The 18,387-nt window shown below is 69.6% G+C and carries 5 protein-coding genes and 3 pseudogenes; 7 read left to right on the forward strand and 1 reads right to left on the reverse strand.

The features are described from left to right. Positions 1–24: 24 nt before the first annotated feature. From C1701_RS17265 to C1701_RS27640, 3 genes and pseudogenes are all read left to right on the forward strand, one after another. Positions 25–13,686, forward strand: coding sequence for a non-ribosomal peptide synthetase (locus tag C1701_RS17265; RefSeq protein WP_103056258.1), 13,662 nt, complete (start codon positions 25–27; stop codon positions 13,684–13,686). A 121-nt stretch (positions 13,687–13,807) separates the two neighbouring features. Beyond that, positions 13,808–14,017 (forward strand): hypothetical protein, encoded by a 210-nt coding sequence (locus C1701_RS17270; protein ID WP_103056259.1) that lies wholly within the window; start codon positions 13,808–13,810, stop codon positions 14,015–14,017. A 134-nt stretch (positions 14,018–14,151) separates the two neighbouring features. Next, a pseudogene (locus tag C1701_RS27640) lies at positions 14,152–14,622 on the forward strand (radical SAM protein); the annotation flags it as partial. Here the strand turns inward: C1701_RS27640 and C1701_RS27645 are convergent. Beyond that, positions 14,617–14,787, reverse strand: a complete 171-nt coding sequence (locus C1701_RS27645) for a hypothetical protein (protein ID WP_337661787.1) — start codon at positions 14,785–14,787, stop codon at positions 14,617–14,619. The pseudogene C1701_RS27640 and the gene C1701_RS27645 sit on opposite strands and share 6 nt — an antisense overlap. Before the next feature lie 140 nt (positions 14,788–14,927). On the opposite strand from C1701_RS27645, the gene C1701_RS27650 reads away from it, so the two are divergent. From C1701_RS27650 to C1701_RS28180, 4 genes and pseudogenes are all read left to right on the forward strand, one after another. Next, complete coding sequence (locus C1701_RS27650; protein ID WP_337662305.1) at positions 14,928–15,479, forward strand: hypothetical protein; 552 nt, start codon at positions 14,928–14,930, stop codon at positions 15,477–15,479. Positions 15,480–16,030: 551 nt separating this feature from the next. Further along, a pseudogene (locus C1701_RS17280) lies at positions 16,031–17,118 on the forward strand (diaminopimelate decarboxylase family protein); the annotation flags it as partial. 17 nt (positions 17,119–17,135) lie between these two features. Then, positions 17,136–17,588, forward strand: a pseudogene (locus tag C1701_RS17285) (homoserine dehydrogenase); the annotation flags it as partial. Between the two features lie 91 nt (positions 17,589–17,679). After that, the gene (locus tag C1701_RS28180) at positions 17,680–18,276 is read left to right on the forward strand and encodes a GHMP family kinase ATP-binding protein (protein ID WP_443098125.1); all 597 of its coding nucleotides are present in this window, start codon (positions 17,680–17,682) and stop codon (positions 18,274–18,276) included. Positions 18,277–18,387: the final 111 nt, after the last annotated feature.

The following is an 18,387-nucleotide window of genomic DNA, read 5'->3' on the forward strand; positions in this document are numbered from 1 at the left end:
ACCGACAGGAGCGAAGTACCAGAGATGACCACCGAACCGCATGCTGTCCAGGTCTCCGCCCCCGGCCCCCGCCGCTTCGCCCCGCTCGTGGTGCCGGCCGACCTCGTGCGCCGGCTGGACGCACTCCAACACGACCACCACCCGGGGGCGGCGACGACGACAGCGGAGCACGGCGACGCTCCCACCCGGCGGGAAGAACCCGCTCACCCGTGGGATGCGGTCCTTCCCGCTCTGATCACGTCCGCACGGGCGCTGTACGCCAGTCAGCACGACGGTCCGAGTCCTTCGGTCCACGTCATGCGCCAGTCCGAACCAGGGGACCCGGCGCATTCGTCGAGCGACGCCACAGCGGGGCAGTTCTCCGCCTCGACCGTCATCCCCGCGAGCGAGATCAGCCCGAAACAGGAGGCAGCCGAGCTGCTCGGGGCCCTGCGCAGTCACCTCGTCCAAGGCAAGGCCCTCGGTACCACGGCCGCTGACCTCACCCAGCCTGCTCCTGTACGCCACTCCTCGACCGCAGCGGGGACGCGCCCCGCCTCTTCTCCACGCATCGTGATCCGCATTCACGGCGCCCCGGTCGCCCGAGATTCGCGCTCCGACCAGTCCACCGGTGCCCTCGCGCTCGATCTGTGGACGGCCGCCGACGGGGTGTTCGGGGTGATCGGCGGCACCGAGGTGCTGGACGGGCAACACGCGACTGGCCTGGGACGGCAGCTCGTGCTCCTGCTTCGGTCCATCGCCGACCACCCTGAGCAGCCGGTGCGGGATCTCCTGCGCGCGTCGGAACGGCGCCACACCGAAGAGCACGTGATCGCCACCGACCGGGTGCTGCCGGTGCAGACGGTCACCGGGGTGTTCGCCGCGCGGGTGGTCGAGTGCCCGGACGCGGCGGCGGTGGTGGGGGAGGGGGTGTCGTGGTCCTACCGGGAGGTCGATGCCCGGTCGGCCCGGTTGGCCGGATACCTGGTGTCGCGGGGTGTGGTGGCCGGTTCCCGGGTGGGGGTGTTGTTGGAGCGGGGTCCGGATGCGGTGTGCGTGCTGTTGGCCGTGCTCCGGGCGGGTGGTGCCTACGTTCCGGTGGATCCGGGGTACCCGGCGGCGCGGGTGGAGTTCCTGCTCACCGACAGTGGGGCCGGGGTGGTGGTGACCACCGCCGAGTTGGCCGACCGGGTCCCGGCGGGCCTGGCGACGGTGGTGGTGGACGACCCGGCGACGGTGGCCGCCCTCGAGCGGGAGACCACCGTGCCACCGGGAGTGGTCTCGGGTGACATGCCGGCGTATGTGATCTACACGTCCGGCTCCACCGGTACTCCGAAGGGAGTGGTGGTACCGCACCGGGCTGTGGTGCGGGTGGCGTGGGAGCCGGATCACCTGCCGGTGGGGCCGGGGGATGTTGTCGCCCAACTGGCGTCGTTGTCCTTCGACGCGGCCACTTTGGAGATCTGGGGAGCGTTGCTCAACGGGGCGGCGGTGGCGGTGCCCCGGCCCGGGGTGTTGTCGGTACCCGAACTGGGTGAGTTCCTGGGTGAGTACGCGGTGACGGGGTTGTGGTTGACGGCGGGGTTGTTCCACGAGGTCGTCGACACTGATGTGGCGGTGTTGTCGGGGGTGCGGTACCTGTTGGCCGGGGGTGACGTGCTGTCTCCGTCGCACTGCCGGCGGGTGGTGGAGGCGGTACCGGGGGTGCGGTTGGTCAACGGGTACGGGCCCACGGAGAACACGGTGTTCACCACTGTTCAGGTGGTGGGTGCCTCCGTTGTGCGGGGGCGGGGTTCGGTGCCGATCGGGTCGCCGGTGGCGGGGTCCGGGGTGGTGGTGTTGGACCGGTGGTTGCGTCCGGTGCCGGTGGGGGTGCCGGGGGAGCTCTACACCTCGGGTGCGGGTCTGGGGCATGGGTATGTGGATCGTCCGGGGTTGACGGCGTCGCGGTTCGTGGCTGATCCCTTCGATGCCGCTGGTGGTCGGGTGTACCGGACGGGGGATCGGGTGCGGTGGTTGCCGGACGGGGTTCTCGAGTTCGTGGGGCGGGTGGATGATCAGGTGAAGGTGCGGGGGTTCCGCATCGAGCCGGGTGAGGTCGAGGCCGCGTTGGTGGGGCAGCGGGGTGTGGCGCGGGCGGTGGTGGTGGTCCGGGAGGACACTCCGGGGGCGCGGCGTCTGGTGGGTTACGTGGTGCCGGCCGAGGGGCATGTGGTTGATGGTGGGCAGGTGCGGGAGGAGTTGCGGTCTCGGTTGCCGGAGTACCTGGTGCCGGCGGCGGTGGTGGTGCTCGAGGCCTTGCCCCTGACGGGTAACGGGAAGGTAGACCGGGCGGCGTTACCAGCCCCGGAGTTCCAGCCCTCCCAGGGGTACGTGGCACCGCGCACGGACACCGAGAAGGTGCTGTGCGAGGTGTGGTCCGAGGTTCTTGGTGTGGACCCGGTGGGCATCGATGCCGACTTCTTCGCCCTCGGTGGCGACTCCATCAGCGGGCTGCGGGTGCTCTCCCGGCTGCGGGAACACCTGAACCTCCCGCTTCCCGCCCGGCTCCTGTTTGACGAACCGACGGTGGCCGGGCTCGCCGCGCACGTCGACGGCCACACCACTGCGGAACACCAGGAAACCGAGCAGGTACCGCTTGTCGGCGGAACCGGTGGACACCCGGACAACGGTAGCGACAGCTCCGTGCACCAGCTGTCGCCGCCACAGCAACGCCTGTGGTTCCTCGACAGCCTCATCCCGGGCGGTGTCGAGTACAACACCGGAATCAGCCTCCGGCTGCACGGCTCTCTCGACCTGGAAGCCCTGGCCAAAGCCCTGAACCGGCTCGTCAGCCGTCACGGGAGCCTGCGAACGACCTTCGAGGAGGTGTCAGGCCAGCCCGTCCAACGAGTGCGGCGGGGGTTCGACGTACCGCTGCGGACGGTCGACCTGCGCACACCAGAGCTGGACTGCCTGGAGGAGCGGGATGCCCGCCTGGCGGCGGTACTCCGCGAGGAGACGTCCACACGGTTCGACCTCCACGAGGGGCCGCTCTTCCGAGGCCTGGTCGTCCGAGAGACGAACGACGTGAGCGTCCTCGTGCTGTCGGTGCACCACATCGTGACGGACGGGTGGTCGATGGGTGTGCTGGTCCGGGAGCTGGACCAGTACTACACCGCCGAGCTGGCCGGTGCCCCGGTGGAACTACCCGCGCTACCGGTGTCCTACCGGGACTGGGCAGCCTGGCAGCGGGACCAGACCGAGAAGGCCGGTTGGGAGGAACAGCTCGACTACTGGCGGGAGCAGCTGGCCGGGGTTCCGGTGCTGGAACTGCCCACCGACCGTGCCCGACCGGTGGTGCGCAGTTCGGTGGGCGCGGTGCACGTCCTGCGGGTCCCGCCCGCGGTGGTGGACCGGTTGACACGGTGGGGCGCCTCGGGTGGGGCGAGCCTGTTCATGACCCTGACCGCGATTACCCAGCTGGTGCTGGCCCAGCACAGCGGGCAGGACGACATCGCGGTGGGCACGGTGGTCTCGGGTAGGGACCGCACCGAGCTGGAAGGGCTGGTCGGGTTCTTCGTCAACACCCTGGTGCTGCGGTCCCGGGTGGATCTGTCCGAGTCCGCCGAGGTGTTTCTGGCGCGGGTCCGGGAGACGGTGCTGAGGGCGTTCTCCCACCAGGACGTGCCCTTCGACCGGGTGGTCGACGCCGTGGGTGGGGTGCGGGACGCGTCCCGGCCGCCGTTGGCGCAGGTGATGGTGGTGTTGCAGAACGCGGTGGGTGAGGTGGCCGAGTTCGGGGGGATGCCGGCGCGACGGGTGGTGTTGGACCGGGCGTCCTCGCGGTTCGAGGTGACCTTCGAGTTCTGGCCGGACGCGGAGGGGTTGGTGGTGGAGCTGGAGTACAACACCGACCTGTTCGATGCCGGCACGGTGGAGCGGTGGGCCCGGGACTGGGTGCGGCTGGCCGAGGCGGTGACCGCGGAGCCGGAGCGCCGGTTGGTCGAGGTGGCGGTGACCGACCCCGCTGAGCGGGATCTGGTGGCGGAATGGAACACCCCCGACCGGGTGCTGCCGGTGCAGACGGTCACCGGGGTGTTCGCCGCGCGGGTGGTCGAGTGCCCGGACGCGGCGGCGGTGGTGGGGGAGGGGGTGTCGTGGTCCTACCGGGAGGTCGATGCCCGGTCGGCCCGGTTGGCCGGATACCTGGTGTCGCGGGGTGTGGTGGCCGGTTCCCGGGTGGGGGTGTTGTTGGAGCGGGGTCCGGATGCGGTGTGCGTGCTGTTGGCCGTGCTCCGGGCGGGTGGTGCCTACGTTCCGGTGGATCCGGGGTACCCGGCGGCGCGGGTGGAGTTCCTGCTCACCGACAGTGGGGCCGGGGTGGTGGTGACCACCGCCGAGTTGGCCGACCGGGTCCCGGCGGGCCTGGCGACGGTGGTGGTGGACGACCCGGCGACCGTGGCCGCCCTCGAGCGGGAGACCACCGTGCCACCGGGAGTGGTCTCGGGTGACATGCCGGCGTATGTGATCTACACGTCCGGCTCCACCGGTACTCCGAAGGGAGTGGTGGTACCGCACCGGGCTGTGGTGCGGGTGGCGTGGGAGCCGGATCACCTGCCGGTGGGGCCGGGGGATGTTGTCGCCCAACTGGCGTCGTTGTCCTTCGACGCGGCCACTTTGGAGATCTGGGGAGCGTTGCTCAACGGGGCGGCGGTGGCGGTGCCCCGGCCCGGGGTGTTGTCGGTACCCGAACTGGGTGAGTTCCTGGGTGAGTACGCGGTGACGGGGTTGTGGTTGACGGCGGGGTTGTTCCACGAGGTCGTCGACACTGATGTGGCGGTGTTGTCGGGGGTGCGGTACCTGTTGGCCGGGGGTGACGTGCTGTCTCCGTCGCACTGCCGGCGGGTGGTGGAGGCGGTACCGGGGGTGCGGTTGGTCAACGGGTACGGGCCCACGGAGAACACGGTGTTCACCACTGTTCAGGTGGTGGGTGCCTCCGTTGTGCGGGGGCGGGGTTCGGTGCCGATCGGGTCGCCGGTGGCGGGGTCCGGGGTGGTGGTGTTGGACCGGTGGTTGCGTCCGGTGCCGGTGGGGGTGCCGGGGGAGCTCTACACCTCGGGTGCGGGTCTGGGGCATGGGTATGTGGATCGTCCGGGGTTGACGGCGTCGCGGTTCGTGGCTGATCCCTTCGATGCCGCTGGTGGTCGGGTGTACCGGACGGGGGATCGGGTGCGGTGGTTGCCGGACGGGGTCCTCGAGTTCGTGGGGCGGGTGGATGATCAGGTGAAGGTGCGGGGGTTCCGCATCGAGCCGGGTGAGGTCGAGGCCGCGTTGGTGGGGCAGCGGGGTGTGGCGCGGGCGGTGGTGGTGGTCCGGGAGGACACTCCGGGGGCGCGGCGTCTGGTGGGTTACGTGGTGCCGGCCGTGGGGCATGTGGTTGATGGTGGGCAGGTGCGGGAGGAGTTGCGGTCTCGGTTGCCGGAGTACCTGGTGCCGGCGGCGGTGGTGGTGCTCGAGGCCTTGCCCCTGACGGGTAACGGGAAGGTCGACCGGGCGGCGTTACCAGCCCCGGAGTTCCAGTCCGCTGACCGTCATGTCGCACCGCGCACCGAGGTGGAGAAGGTGTTGTGCGAGGTGTGGGCTGAGGTGCTGCGGTTGGACCGGGTCGGGGTGACCGACAACTTCTTCGAGCTGGGTGGCGACTCGATCCTGAGCATCCAGGTCGTGTCGAAGGCCCGAGCGGCGGGGGTGGTGTTCACCTCCCGGGAGTTGTTCCAACGCCAGACGATCGCTGCCCTGGCATCAGGACTGTCATCCCCTGACGGGGAACCCGGAACGGTGGGGGCCGAGCAGGGTCGGGTGTCGGGGGCGTTCCCGATGACCCCGGTCCTGGAGTGGTTCACCACCACGCACCCGGTGGGCCCGGAGCATTTCAACCTTTCCGCGGGGTTCACCCTGCCCCCGGACACCGATCTGGCGGTGGTGCGGCGGGCGGTGGGCGCGGTGGTGGAGCACCACGACGCGCTGCGCATGGTGCTGCGCCGCGAAGGCAAGAGGTGGACACCGGTGGTGTTGCCCGAGGTGGACCTGGACGAGGTCATCCAGGTAGTGGACCTACCAGCGGTGGAGGCAGACCAGGTCTGGCAGCGGGCGGTGGTCGCGGCGCAGGCAGGGTTGGACCTGCAACGAGGCCCGTTATCGCGTGTTCTCCTCGGCCGTGGTGCTGGTGGTGACCGGCTGCGGGTGGTATGGGTAGCCCACCACGTACTGGTCGACGGGGTGTCCTGGCGGATCCTGCGGGAGGACCTGACCACCGCCTACCACCAGGCAGTGACCGGACGACCGGTGGACCTCGGGGTGAAGACCACCGCGTTCCCCCACTGGGCACAGGCCCTGCGGGAGCACACCCGGGCCGGGGGGTTCACCGACCAACTCCACTACTGGCGGCAGGCCATCCCCACCAGTCAGGACCTACGGCTTCCGGTGGACGTTGCCGAGGGGGACCACTCGGTCGGAGCCCAGGACCGGGTGCGGGTGGTACTGGACCAGACCACGACCCGGGAGTTGCTGCAGGACGTGCCCGGGGTGTACCGGACCAGGATCGATGAGGTCCTGCTGACCGGGCTGGCCCGGACGGTGCGGAGGTGGACCGGGTGGCCCCGGGTACCGGTGACGGTCGAGGGCCATGGTCGGGAGGAAGTCCTGCCGGGGGTGGAGGTGTCCCGGACCGTGGGCTGGTTCACCTCGATCTACCCGGTCACCGTGGAACTGTCCCCGCGGGGGGAATGGGCCGGTGATGTCCTGGCGGTCAAGGAACAACTCCGTGGGGTCCCCGACCGGGGGATCGGGTACGGGGCACTGCGCTACCTCACCGGAGGGGGAAGCCCGGATTCGGGGCTGGACACCGACCGGGAACCACGGATCAGCCTGAACTACCTGGGCCAGTTCGACACCACCACCGGTGAGCAGGAGTGGATCGGGGACTGGCGGCTCAACCCCGGTGGCGAGCACCACCCGGGAGAAACCCGTACTCACCTGCTGGAGGTCGTGGCCCAGGTCCGCAACGGCCGGTTGGAGATCGACTGGTGGTACTCCCCAGGCCTGCACCACGAGGACACCGTTCATGGCCTGGCGGAGTCCTTCCTCACCGAGTTGTCGGGGTTCGTGGCTCACTGCCGCCAGCCCGGGGCCGGGGGTGTGTCCCCGTCGGACTTCCCGTTGGTGGCGTTGGACCAGGACACGGTGACCCGGTTGGCCGGGACCGGTCGTGCGGTCACCGAGTTGTACCCGTTGACGGGGTTGCAGGCCGGGATGTTGTTCCACGCGGTGGCCGATCCGGCGTCGGTGGCGTATCTGGAGCAGTTGTCCTGTGTTCTGGAGGGGGTGGATCAACCGGGGTTGGTGGCGGTGGCCTGGCAGCGGGTGGTCAACGCTCATGAGGCGTTGCGGGTGTCGGTGGCCTGGCGTGAGGTGCCGGACCCGGTGCAGGTGGTGCACCGTGAGGTTGAGGTCCCGATCACCGTGGAGGACTGGTCGGGTTACGAGGGTGGGGAGCAGGACCGGCGGTGGCGGGAGTACCAGCGGCGGGATCAGGGGGTGGCCTTCGATCTGGAGCGGGCCCCGTTGATGCGGGTGTTGCTGGCCGGGTTGGGGGAGGGCCGGGTGCGGGTGGTGTGGACCTTCCACCACCTGCTGCTCGACGGGTGGAGCATCTACCGGTTCTTCTCCGACCTGATCGCGACCTACCAGGCCCTGGCCGAGACCACGGGTGAGAACACCGTCTCGGTGGTCCCGGTGGGACGCCGCCAGTACGGGGAGTTCCTGCGGTGGTTGACCCGGCAGGACCAGACCACCGGGCGGGCCTACTGGCGGGAGGCGTTGGCCGGGTTCGACCAGCCCACTGCCCTGCCCTGGGACCGTGCCCCTGACCGGGCACACCGTTCGGAGTCCACCGCCCGTGTCCGGGTGCCTGTGACCACGGCGGGTTCGGAGGCGGTGTTCTCCTTCGCCCGGCAGGAGCGGGTCACGGTCAACGCGGTGGTGCAGGCCGGGTGGGCGTTGGTGTTGGCCCGGCATGCCGGCACGGTGGATGTGGTGTTCGGGGCGACGGTGTCAGGTCGACCGGCTGAGGTGGTGGGTTCGCAGGAGATGGTGGGGTTGTTCATCAACACCCTGCCGGTGCGGGTGGTGTGTGATCCGGGGGTGCGGGTGGGGGAGTGGGTGTCGGGGGTGCAGGCCCGGCAGGTGGAGGCCCGCCAGTTCGATTACGTGCCGTTGACCGGGATCGAGTCGGAGCTGCCGGCGGGGGTGGGGTTGTTCCAGAGCCTGGTGGTGTTCGAGAACTACCCGGTTCAGGCGGCGGGGTCGGCGTCCGGGGTGCGGGTGTCGGGTGTGGAGGCGGTGGAGGCGACGAACTACCCGGTGACGGTGACGGTGTATGCCCGGGACCGGGTGGAGGCGTGGTTGTCCTATGACCCGGAGTTGTTCACCGAGGACACCGCCGGGCGGGTCGCGGCCCGTTTCGCCTGGGCGCTGTCCGAGATCGCCACCAACCCCGACCGACCACTCGGCCAACTCGACATCGTCAGCCCGAGCGAGTGGAAGGGTGCCCCTGTTCTCGAATGCAACTCTCAGGTAGGAGTGCGGGATGTGGAAGCAGAATCCCTCCTCGACCTGTTCCGGCACCACGTCCACGCGGCCCCGAGCAAGGTCGCCGTGTCCTACCGGGATTCCGAGGTCACCTACGGGGAACTCGACCTGCTCTCGACCCGGCTGGCGAAGCACCTCGTCGGGATCGGCGTCGGCCCGGAAACTCGGGTAGCCGTGGTCTTGCCCCGCTCGGTCGACCTCGTCATCGGCATACTCGCCGCTCTGAAGGCCGGCGGTACCTACGTTCCAGTCGATCCCCAGTACCCCGCCGACCGCATCGCCTACACCCTCGCCGACAGCGACGCGTCGGTCGTGCTCACCGTCTCCTCGGTAGCAGGAGCCCTGCCACCGGGCCTGGCGGAGGGCATCGTCCTGCTCGACGAGGTCGAGTGGCGGAACTCGGATGAGGACCGCGACCAACCCCTACCTGGGCGGGTCGACCCGGATCAGTCGGCCTACGTCATCTACACCTCGGGTTCCACCGGCCGGCCCAAGGGAGTCGTCGTACCCCACCGTGCCGTGACCAGCCTGTTCCGGGAAACCACGGAACGGTTCGGTTTCGACGCTGACGACGTGTGGACGATGTTCCACTCGGCGGCGTTCGACTTCTCGGTGTGGGAGATCTGGGGAGCCCTAGCATTCGGTGGCAGGCTCGTCGTCGTGCCGTGGGAGGTCTCGCGCTCGCCGGGGGACTTCCTGCGCCTCCTCGTCGATCACCGAGTGACGGTGTTGAACCAGACCCCGTCGGCCTTCGCGCAGCTGGCGCAGGCCGAGGCGGATCAACTCCACCTCGGCCAGGACCTGGTACTGCGGTGGATCGTCTTCGGGGGCGAGGCCCTCGACGCGTCGCGCCTCGCACCGTGGTTCGCCAGACACCCGGACGGGCCGACCATCGTGAACATGTACGGCATCACCGAGACCACGGTGCACGTCACGGCTCACCCGGTCCTGCCGGAGGAGCTCCTGCCCGGCGTGATCGGACGCGCGATCCCCGGTTGGCGCGTCCACGTGCTGGACCGTGCGGGAGGACTGCGGCCGGTTCCACCAGGCGTGGTCGGAGAGATGTACGTCGCTGGTGCGGGGGTCGCTCGCGGTTACTCCGGACGCCCTGGCCTGACGGCCACCAGGTTCGTGGCCGACCCGTTCGGCGAGCCGGGTTCACGCATGTACCGCACGGGGGACCTCGCGAGGGTCGACGCCGAAGGCCGGCTGGTGTACGTGGGCCGAGCCGACGAGCAGGTCAAGCTGCGGGGTTTCCGCATCGAGCCTGGTGAGATCGCGACCGTACTCGGCCAGCACCCCGGCGTCGGACAGGCAGCGGTCACGGTGCGGGACGATCTCGCGGGCGAGGCTCGGCTCGTCGCCTACCTGGTCCCCGCCGCTCCTGACGAGCCACTGCACACCGACGAACTTCGAAGCCTGCTCCACCAGGTTCTCCCGGACCACATGGTGCCCTCCTCGTTCGTCGTCCTCCCCGAGCTCCCCCTGACGTCGAACGGCAAACTGGACGGGCGGGCGCTTCCCGCGCCGGACATGACGGCGACCGCGTCCTACGCCCCTCCCACGACCGAGACGGAACAGGTCCTCTGCGTGATCTGGGCCGAGGTGTTGGGGAAACGGCGAGTCGGCATCGACGACAACTTCTTCGAACTCGGCGGCGACTCCATCAGCAGCATGAAGGTCTCCTCCCGTACCCGCGCGGTCCTCGGGATCGAACTGTCACCCCGCCTCCTCTTCGACTACCCGACCGTCGCCTCCCTCGCCGCTGCCCTGCCCGGCGAGGAGCTGTTCGGCGCCATGGCCGAGGTGCCGACAGCCACGGTGCGTTCCGACGGGCTTCCCCTGTCCTACCCGCAGGAGAGGTTGTGGTTCCTGCACGAGTTCAGCCCCGCGGGTGCCGAGTACAACCTGGGTGTCGGCCTGCGGCTGACAGGTGCTCTCGACGTGGAAGCCCTGACCTCGGCCGTGGAGGCCCTCGTTGAGCGGCACGAATCGCTGCGTACCACCTTCGACTCTGTTCACGGCAGCGGGATCCAGCGGATTCACCCGACGATGCCCATCTCGCTGCGCACGGTCGATCTGACTGGGGAAGAGGAGGGACGTCGCGCGCGTGAGCTGCGGCGGCTCCTGAGCGCGGAGATGGACAAGCCCTTCGACCTCAGGAAGGGGCCACTGGCGCGGGTGCTCCTGGTTCGGGAACGACCGGCGGTTCATTTCCTGGTGGTGACGATGCACCACATCGTCACGGACGGCTGGTCGATCAACCTGCTGCTGGGCGAACTCGCCGCGCTGTACGGGGCATCCGTGCGGGACGAGACACCGTGGCTCCCGGAGCTTCCGCTCCAGTACGTCGATTACGCCGTGTGGCAGCGGAAACAGCTGTCCGGTGACGCGCTCGATGGGAAACTCGCCTACTGGCGAGACCAGCTGTCCGGCCTGCCAACGCTCTCGCTGCCAACGGATCGTCCACGGCCGGCCGTGCGGACCACTGCGGGTGCCATGCACACCTTCGCCGTTCCGGCAGCCCTGGTGAGGGGGTTGAGAAGGGTGGGCCGTCCGCACGGCGCCAGTCTTTTCATGGCTCTCACCGCCCTCACGCAGCTCGTGTTGGCTCGGCACAGCGGGCAGGACGACATCGCCGTCGGTACGGTCACCTCGGGGAGAGAACGCGCCGAGTTCGAGGAGACCGTGGGGTTCTTCGTGAACACCGTCGTCCTCAGGACCAGGATCGACGAGACCCGGACGTTCGACCAGCTCCTCGCTGACGTGCGGGACACCGTGTTGACGGCGTTCGCCAACCAGGACGTCCCCTTCACCAGGCTCATCGACGAGCTGGTTCCGGACCGCGATACCAGTCGAACACCACTGGTCCAGGCCATGGTCGTGCTGCAGAACACGCCACCTGCCCGGCCGGCGTTCCCTGGTATCGAGGTCGAGGAGGTCCTGCTTCCCCGGAACGCCGCCCAGTTCGAAGTCAGCTTCCAGTTCGAGGAGCGGCTGGATGGTCAGCTCTGGGCGGCGATCGAGTACAACACGGACCTCTTCGACCCGGACACGGTCGCTGAGATCGCGAATCATCTGGTGGTGGCGGCGAGCGCTGTTGTCGAGGAGCCCGCGCGTGCTCTCGCGGTCACTCCGCTGATCGAGGACGCCCGGCTCGAGGAGCTGCGCGCGTCGTGGGCGCGCTACTCCCCGGCGCTCGTCGAGGGTGTGGAGCCGGTGTCGTTGGTGGAGTTGTTCGATCGTCAGGTCCGGGAGCGTCCCGAGGCGGTGGCGGTGTCCTTCCAGGACACGACGGTGACCTACGGGGAACTGGCCGGGCGGGCCTACCGCCTGGCGGCGCACCTGCGGGCCAGGGGCGTGACCCCGGGAGCGCGGGTGGCGTTGCTGCTGCCCCGCACCACCGACCTGGTGGTAGGGGTGCTGGGTGTGCTCGCGGCCGGGGCGGCGTACGTGCCGGTGGACCCGAACTACCCGGCGGAGCGGATCGCCTACACCCTGACCGACAGCGGGGCCTCCACGGTGGTGACCGTCTCGGAGACCGCTGGTGCTCTCCCGGGGGCGGTGTCCGGGGTGCCGGTGGTGGAACTGGACCGCACGGACTTCTCGGGGTACGAACCCGGGCGACCGGAGGTGGTGGTGCCCGCCGAGGCGGTGGCCTACGTGATCTACACGTCCGGGTCGACCGGACGGCCGAAGGGCGTGGCGGTACCGCACCGCGGCGTGGTGTCACTGCTGACCGGGACCCAGGACCGGTACGGCTTCGACGCCGGGGACGTGTGGACGTTGTTCCACTCGGTGGCCTTCGACTTCTCGGTGTGGGAGATGTGGGGCGCGTTGGCGTTCGGGGGCCGGTTGGTGGTGGTGCCCTGGGAGGTGTCCCGCAGTCCGGGGGAGTTCCTGGAGCTGGTGGTGGCCCAGCGGGTGACGGTGCTCAACCAGACACCCTCGGCGTTCGAGCAGTTCGTGCGGGCCGAGGCGGAGAACCCCGGGTTGGGGCGGGAGTTGTGCCTGCGGTGGGTGGTCTTTGGTGGGGAGGCGTTGGAGGTGTCCCGGGTGCGGCCGTGGTTGGCCCGGCACCCGGACACACCGGTGTTGGTGAACATGTACGGGATCACCGAGACCACGGTGCATGTCACCGCGCACCCCCTCAACCCGACCGGGAAGGGGGAGAACGGTGCGGAGGTCGATCTGGTCGAGGGGTCGGCTGGGGTGATCGGGCACGCGGTACCGGGGTGGCGGGTGTACGTGCTGGACCGTGCCGGTGGGTTGCGTCCGGTTCCTCGGGGGGGGGGGGGGGAGATGTACGTGGCGGGTGCGGGCGTGGCGCAGGGGTATGCGGGTCGTGCGGGGTTGACGGCGTCGCGGTTCGTGGCTGATCCGTTCGCTGGGGATGGCCGGCGGATGTACCGGACTGGGGACTTGGCCCGGGTGGATGGTCAGGGGCGCCTGTCGTACGTGGGTCGGGCGGATGAGCAGGTGAAGGTGCGGGGGTTCCGGATCGAGCCGGGGGAGGTCGCCGCCCGGTTGGGAGAGTACCCGGGAGTGGCGCAGGCGGTGGTGGTCGTCCGGGAGGACACCCCCGGCGACAAACGCCTGGTGGCCTATGTGGTCGCTGCCGCTGGTGGGTCCCTGGTGCCTGCCGAGTTGCGGAAACATCTCCGCGCGGCTCTTCCCGAGCACATGGTGCCGTCGAACGTCGTCGTCCTGGACGCCTTCCCGCTGACCGGGAACGGCAAGCTCGACCGCGCGGCGCTGCCCGCCCCTCAACAGGAGATGCACGGATCCGCGGGAGATCCCGCGACTCCGACCGAGGAAGCTCTGGTCGACATCTGGTCCGATGTGCTGCACGTCAGCTCAGTCGGAACCGATGCCAACTTCTTCGAGAACGGTGGTAACTCGATTCTGAGTCTCCAGGTCATCGATGCGATTCAGGAAACCTTCGGCATCGACTTCTCAGCGCGGCTCTTCTTCGAGAACCCGACGATCACCCGCCTTGCCGAGGTGATCGAGGAGAAGATCCTGTCCGACATCGAGGGCTCGCTGTTCACCGAGGGTGACAGCGCACTGGACTGAGCTTGGCGGATGCCGGGCAGCAGAGCCGAGCGAGGGACGACAACAGCTGCTCGCTCCCGGCCCGCCCTGCCCAACAGCCGAAACCCACGTTCGTGATCACCTGGCCACCGAGGGGAAACTGATGATCAGGCCGGCTGCCGACGAGAACCTGCCGATGCGGTGGGCAGGTGCGGACCATCCCGTTCCTGGTTCGGACCTGGCGGGGTTGTTGGCCCGGCAGGCCGGACGGACCCCGGAAGCAGCAGCGGTGCTCACCGATACCGGTGCCGTGATGGGGGTGACGGTGTTGCTGATCTGGCCGATCGCGATCCGCTTCTTCCGCTGGGAGTGAGCGGGGTGCCCCGGGCCAGCAGTGCCGTGACCTCAGCCTCGGTCGTCTTCAGCGCAACCGTTCTCGACCTTGTTCAGCTTGCTTCGGGACCACCTCGGCAGTTGCTCCTGTCACTCCATCGGCGGTACGCGGAAATGAGGTTATCCCGCAAGTTCGGGCATGGTGTCGAACTGGGAGGAGTTGGGGTGAACAGCCTGTCGTTCCTTTGGCTGGAAATCACCGGCAAGTGCCAATTGCGGTGTTCGCACTGCTATGCCGAATCGGGGCCGCGTGGCAACGATGGCACGATGGCTCCGCAGGACTGGGAGAGCGTCATCGACCAGGGGGCCAGGCTCGGGGTTGAAATGGTGCAGTTCATCGGGGGTGAGCCCACGCTGCACCGCTCGTTGCCCGATTTCGTGAACCATGCCCTCACACGCGGCCTGCGGGTCGAGGTGTTCAGTAACCTGGTGCACGTGTCGCCACGCCTCTGGGACGTCTGTTCGCAACCGGGCGTGCGGCTCGCCACAAGCTACTACAGCGACCGCCCCGACGAGCACGAGCGCATCACCAAGGGGCGCGGTAGCTACATACGTGTCAAGACCAATATCATCGAGGCACTACGCCGGTCGATTCCACTGCGTGTCGGGGTGATCGACCTCGGCGACGGGCAGCGCGTCGAGCAGGCACGGAACGAGCTTGCCGCGTTGGGGTTCGACGGCGAGGTGCGCGTCGACCGGCTGCGCGGGATCGGGCGCGGGGTGCGCGCCGCGGCACCCGACATGACCCAACTGTGCGGAGGGTGCGGTAACGGAAAGGTCGCGGTGACCGCTGACGGCACCGTGTGGCCGTGTGTGTTCTCGCGCTGGCTGCCGGTCGGTAACGTGCGGGTCGCCCCCCTCGCCACTTCGAGCAAACCGCCGGCACGGTGGTGGCGATCGACGAGAAGCAGGGCTCGAAGTCCGAGCAGCTGGCGAAACGCCTGTCCAGCCAGCAAGGAAAGATCATCACGGTCACGCTGCAGACCTTCCCTGCGCTGCTGGACTACCTGCGACGCAACCCCACCGAAATCCAGGGCGCCAGGTTCGCGATCGTCGTCGACGAGGCGCACTCCTCGCAGTCCGGCGACGCCGCCGGTGACGTGCGCAAGGTGCTGCGGGGGCTCGCGCTCGACGCCGACGACGACAGTGGCGAGGCCGGCGCATCCGAGGCGAGGATCGACAAGGACGACATCGAGGCCAAATCGAGGCCAAGCTCAGACAGCGCATCGCCGAACGCGCGAAGAACCCGCACCTGTCGTACTTCGCGTTCACCGCCACTCCGAAGGCCAAGACCCTTGAGTACTTCGGAGTCCTCGGAGAGCACGAGGGCAAGCCCGCCTTCGTGCCGTTCCACACCTACTCGATGCGGCAGGCCATCGAGGAGGGCTTCATCCTCGACCCGCTGCGCAACTACGTCACCTACAACACCTACTGGAAGCTGATCAGCAACAACCCCGACGACCGGGAGGTGGATCCGAACAGGGCCAATTCGCAGCTCGCACGCGCTGCGGTGATGCACCCCTCGACCGTGTCGCAGCACGCTCGGGTGATCGTCGACCACTTCCAGGCGCACACGCTACTGGGCCGAGACCAAGGCCATCCTCGACGACCCCAACGTCGACCACGAGACCAAGCAGCTGCTGCTCCGGTCCTACCGGGACCACGTCGTCTACAACCCCGATGCCGTGAACGTCTGCTACGCCAACGAGTCCGAGGAACTGGCGCAGTACCTCGACGAGTACGACGTCAAGGGCATCGCGTTCGGCCATTACGCGAACGACCTCGACCCGATCATGGAGGAGGCCCGCGCGCAGCGGGACGACCGGGGCTGGCAGGAACAGCAGGCCCGCGAGGCGATCGACGAGGGGCAGCGCGACCTCGACCGGATCACGCCTCCGGGGCAGGCTGGTGGGGTGGACACCTCGGACGAGGTGCTCGACCCTGGTGAGGCCGGCCTCCGCTTCTTCGACACCTTCGGGCAGCTCCTCGCGCAGTGCCCGGCCGACACCATCCCCTACAGCGGCCGGCGTCCTCCGCCGAGCTCGACGCGTTGCCGCCCACGGTGTGGCCGGCGAACACGTCCCGCCACGCCGACGGCGCGGTGCGGATCGGTGGCGTCGACGTCCGCGAGCTGGCCAGGGACTTCGACACCCCGCTGTTCGTCCTCGACGAGGACGACTTCCGCTCCCGGTGCCGCGAGTACCAGCGCGCCTTCGGGGAACGGGCCCGTGTCCACTACGCCTCCAAGGCGTTCCTGTGCACGGAGGCCGCCCGGTGGGTCGCCCAGGAAGGGCTCAGCCTCGACGTGTGCAGCGGCGGGGAGCTCGCCGTCGCGCTACGAGCGGACTTCCCCCCGGAGCGGATCGCCTTCCACGGCAACAACAAGTCGGTCCCGGAGCTCGCCGCCGCCCTGGAGGCCGGCGTCGGCGTGATCGTGGTGGACTCCTTCGAGGAGATCGACCGCCTGGACCGCCTCACCGCCGAGAACCCACCGGCCGGTGGCCGCCAGGACGTCATGATCCGGGTCACGGTGGGAGTCGAGGCCCACACCCACGAGTTCATCGCGACCGCCCACGAGGACCAATGATCCGGGTCACGGTGGGAGTCGAGGCCCACACCCACGAGTTCATCGCGACCGCCCACGAGGACCAGAAGTTCGGGTTCTCGCTGGCGGGGGGAGCCGCGGCCGAGGCGGCCAGGCGCGTGCTCGGGGCGGGGGGGCTCCGGCTCGTGGGCCTGCACAGCCACATCGGTTCGCAGATCTTCGACCTCGCCGGTTTCGAACTCGCCGCCAAGCGGATCGTCGGCCTGCTCTCCGACCTCCACGACGAGCACGGTGCCCAGACGATGGCGGACCTGGACACCCTCGACCTCGGCGGCGGGCTCGGCATCGCCTACACGGAGCAGGACCGGGTCCCCGAGGTCGGCGAGATCGCCGCCACCCTCTGGGAGATCGTCCGCCGGGAGTGCGGCTTCGCCGGGCTGGACACGCCCCTGCTGGCCGTGGAACCGGGACGTTCGATCGTCGGGCCGGTGATGGTGACGCTCTACGAGGTGGGCACCACCAAGGAGGACGACCTGTTGCGCCTGGAGGTGTCATGACATCGGCTACCGGTTCGACCCCACCGGTCAGGGTCGCGATGCTCGGCTGCGGCACGGTCGGCACGCAGGTCGAACGCCTGATCCGGGAGCAGTCCGCCGACCTGACCGCGCGGGTTGGGGCTCCCGTGGAGCTGACCGGCATCGCGGTGCGGCGGCCGCACCGCCACCGTGAGGTGCCGGAGGAACTGCTGACCACGGACGCCGAGGCGCTCGTGGCCTCCGACGTCGACGTCGTGGTGGAGGTCATCGGCGGGATCGAGCCGGCCAGGAGCCTGCTGCTGGCGGCCCTGCGCGCCGGCAAGTCGGTGGTGACCGCCAACAAGGCCCTGCTCGCCGAGCACGGCCCCGAGCTGTACGAGGCGGCCGACGCGTCGGGCGCCGACCTCTACTTCGAGGCGTCGGTGGCCGGCGCGATCCCCCTGCTGCGGCCCCTGCGGGAGTCCCTGGCTCGGGCTGGCCCTGGCGCTGTACGACGAGGTGTGGCTCCGGGTGGTGGACCGGGGCGTCCGGGTGGAGGTCTCGGGCGAGGGAGCCGACGCGGTGCCCCGGGACGCTAGCCACCTGCTGTTGCGGGCGTTGCGGGCCGCCACCGACGCGCTCGGCGTGGAGCTGCCCGGGGTGGAGCTGCGGTGCGTCAACCGCATCCCGCACGCCCGGGGTCTGGGCTCCTCCGCCGCGACGATCGTGTCCGGGATCGCCGCCGGTTACGCGTTGGCCGGGCGGGAGCCGGACGAGTCGGCGCTCGACCTCGCCGCCCGGTTCGAGGGACACGCCGACAACGTGGCGGCGAGCATGGTCGGCGTCTACGTCCCCCGGCCGGTGCACCCCGACGCGCTGGAACTCCTCGCCGGGCACGGCCGGGTCGTCCCCGGCTACGGAGACGGAGCGGTGCCCTTCGAGCAGGTCGCCGACACCGTCGAAGCCGTCCTGCTCCGCACCGCCGAGCTCCGCGCGCCCAGCATCGACCGGGCACCGCGCCTGCGGGTGATCTCCCGGCACGGCGTGGGGGTGGACACCGTGGACGTCGCGGTCGCCACCGCCCGGGGCATCCCGGTGTGCGTGACGCCGGCCGCGAACACCCTGGCCGTCGCCGAGCACGCGGTGGCCCTGCTGCTCTCGGCCAGCCGTTCGGAATGACGCCAAGATCGTCTTCCTGGACCGGTCAGTATGTGAACGTACTCGCCGTCAGCAAATCCCGAGTGAGGTTCCGCGCGATGCCACGCGGGGGGCTCACGAGGGCGACGCCAA

Origin of the sequence: Actinoalloteichus sp. AHMU CJ021 (assembly GCF_002895405.1) — a bacterium.
GTDB lineage: Bacteria > Actinomycetota > Actinomycetes > Mycobacteriales > Pseudonocardiaceae > Actinoalloteichus_B > Actinoalloteichus_B caeruleus.

Excerpts from the sequence above, each read along its gene's own strand:
- C1701_RS17270 (WP_103056259.1), top strand. The coding sequence starts at position 13,808 with ATGATCAGGCCGGCTGCCGACGAGAACCTGCCGATGCGGTGGGCAGGT.
- C1701_RS17265 (WP_103056258.1), top strand. The coding sequence starts at position 25 with ATGACCACCGAACCGCATGCTGTCCAGGTCTCCGCCCCCGGCCCCCGC.